This is a genomic window from bacterium (genome assembly GCA_008933615.1).
Taxonomy (GTDB): domain Bacteria; phylum CLD3; class CLD3; order SB21; family SB21; genus SB21.
In genome coordinates, this window is record WBUR01000088.1 from 1 (window position 1) to 2,771 (window position 2,771).

Annotated in this window: 2 protein-coding genes; both read right to left on the minus strand. The window is 41.2% G+C overall.

Annotated features, from left to right (window positions below):
* Positions 1–87: 87 nt before the first annotated feature.
* Positions 88–855, minus strand: a complete 768-nt coding sequence (locus F9K33_16480; GenBank protein ID KAB2877373.1) for a hypothetical protein — start codon at positions 853–855, stop codon at positions 88–90.
* 57 nt (positions 856–912) lie between these two features.
* Entirely contained in the window at positions 913–2,502 is a 1,590-nt protein-coding gene (locus F9K33_16485; protein KAB2877374.1) for an IS1182 family transposase, read from the minus strand.
* Positions 2,503–2,771 lie beyond the last annotated feature (269 nt).

Consider the following 2,771-nt stretch of genomic DNA (forward strand, 5'->3'; position numbering starts at 1 on the left):
CAAAACTGAAAAAACCAATAAAAAACCCGCTTTCAAAAAATCCTTTCAGGCAGGCTATCCTTTTTTCAAAATCCCGACGAAACCCGGTCAAAAATCAGGCGTTGTGCAACGGCTACTGATGTTACCAACCGTATTTAATTCAATCAATATTTCTTTTGCCTTGTCGCTGAGAACTTTCCACTCATCCGTTTCTATAAATTCTCTAATCTCAGGTAACCGATTCGGTGTCTTTCCGGAAATTATATTTAACTCTTTGTCAAATTCAGACAGTAACCCTAATTCTACAGTATTAAACGCTTCTCTAAAGTCGATAAATTCTGGAGTATATGAGTCAGCCCATTGACAAAATAACTCCGATGAAACATCTGCAATTGGAACACTGTCTTGATAGTCAAGTTGCTTGTCTTTTGAGGACCAGAGTTCTATTATCTCAAATATGTTTTTACGTGTCAACGCAACAAAGTCATTTTGATCAATCGCATTCTCATTTTTCTCAAGGTCTAAGTTAGGCGAATCTATTGTATTTCTCAAAGGTCTCTTTTTGATAATTACCTGATAGTAATAAAATGGAGCATATATTACATTAGGGAATAATAGTCCGAATATGGCTTTAGAATACTTGTCATTTTTATACCAGAATCTTATGCAAAAAATCCAATTTATAAATGAAAAAAAAGTCAAGCCATTAAAAATATACATAAATGTGTCACTCCCAAACATTTCAAACAATCTGTTCCCAAGTTTCTGAGAAATCAATACAATTGGAATTAGTCCAACAAATAGTCCGATAAAGATTGCTGCTTGTAAAGCATTAATCAAAAAACAAAAACTAATAAATTTATTCGGTCTCTTCATATTTGCACTGTCTCAATAATATGGTTGGTAACGTGAGTTGGTGCAAAAACTCTATTTTTAAAATTGTATCGATAAATATGGCTTTACAAAATCATTTTCAAGGCTGTATGAGGGGATAATTTCTTTGTCCTGATCAATTTGCATTTTATCGTTTTTGAAAGAAAGTAACCTGAAAAGGCTTAAAAAAGACCGTTCAACGAGGTTTAAAATAATGAAAGCACACTTTTTCAGTGCTTTACACAATTCTATAAACCCTAGTATTGAAACACACCTGGTCAGGTTGTAGCCAATAAATTCCAACCCTACTTCTCCAAGAACCTTTTCTTTCCCTTTCATCAGTGTGAAAATAAACCCACGCTGTCGTTTCAAGGTTCCGAAAGGATGTTCGGCCAATTGTTGCCGTTGTCGGTAGTAGTTGGGATTGGCCATTACCCGTGCATTGTTCCGTTCCATACTATCGGCAAATTCGCTTCGGTCGATGGATCTTCCGTTCAGCTTTTGTTTGGTGCATTTGTTCCTTCCTGTACAGCTTTTGCAGGCAGTAGTGGTGTAACGCTTAAAACGCAATGGAGGTTTGTTTCCCGGGTTTTTATGGTGATACCAAACATTGTTGGTGGTGAGTGTTTCCCCTGCCGGACAGGTATAGGTGTCTTCTTCGCGGTTGTACACAAACGAGGTTACCGGATAAAGGCCATTATCCTTTGTTGATGGTGCCCTTGGCGATACGTAGGTGGTGATGTTTTCCTTTTCGCATTCCATCAATTCCACACCGGTATGATAGCCTTTGTCGGCAAGCACATCCATTTGTTCCACCTGAAGCAGTTCCTTGGTGGCGATGGCCATTGGGGCAAGTGCATGGCTATCGTTCACCTCGCCGGTTTCGTATTCCACCAGCAGTTTGTTCTTCGAGTCGATGGAAGCCTGTACATTGTATCCCACCTGGACACTGTTGCGTTGGAAAACTACCGCGCGCGAATCGGGATCGGTAAGCGAAACCTGTTCTTCTCCCGTGGTTTTTAGTTGATCTTCTGCCTCCTGATAGCCCTCTTTCCGCTGCTTTTGAAGTTCTATTTTGGTTAATAATTCCTGCTGGTCTTCTTCACGGTCGCACTGGTCGAGCTGTGATTCATATTCTGTGATCTTATTGTCGATGTAAGCAAGGTGGCGGTCTATTTTGGCTTGGTTCAGGTTGTTCTTGAGCGAGTTCTGTGCCCTGATCTTGAACGAATCGATGGCAATGGTTTTTCCATCGACCAGATCCCATTCTTTGAGCAACCTGATAAAGCTGCGGAACACCAGACGGAAGGCTTTGGCGTGGTTTTTCCTGAAGTCGGCAATGGTTTTGTATTTCGGGCTCTGGCACGAGGTGAGCCACATGGCTTCGAGATTCAGTGCTGCTTCGCGTTCCAGTTTGCGCGAGGTGCGGATTCCATAATGGTAACCATACAGGTAAAGCTTCAACAAAACAGATGGATGGAACGAAGGGCGGCCTTCTTCTTTGCTCTGTACATGGGCAAACCCGAAGCTTTTCATATCAATAGCATCAACGAATGAATCGATGGCCCTCACAAAGGAATCTTTGGGCACCATCTCTTCCATGCTGATCATAAACAGTTGATTTCTTTCTTCGCCGGTAACGTGTGGCATAATAGGTGGCTTTTGATTATACCCTTGAAGATATCAAAAATCATCTTAATGCTATAATATCAAGCAGTTAAGATATTAACAATTGAGAGAGTTTTTGCACAGTCTGACGTAGGAAGCTACACGCAGGGGCGGACTGCGGGCGATTTTCTGTCAAGCCGAAACGCAGCTTGAGCGGAAAGATGCCCACCGAAAACCACTGCTGCCGCACTTGACGGGTAGCTGAAGTTAGCAGTTCGGTTTTGATTTTTTTTCTCAAAATATAATTGTAT

Excerpts from the sequence above, each read along its gene's own strand:
- F9K33_16480 (KAB2877373.1), bottom strand. The coding sequence starts at position 855 with ATGAAGAGACCGAATAAATTTATTAGTTTTTGTTTTTTGATTAATGCT.
- F9K33_16485 (KAB2877374.1), bottom strand. The coding sequence starts at position 2,502 with ATGCCACACGTTACCGGCGAAGAAAGAAATCAACTGTTTATGATCAGC.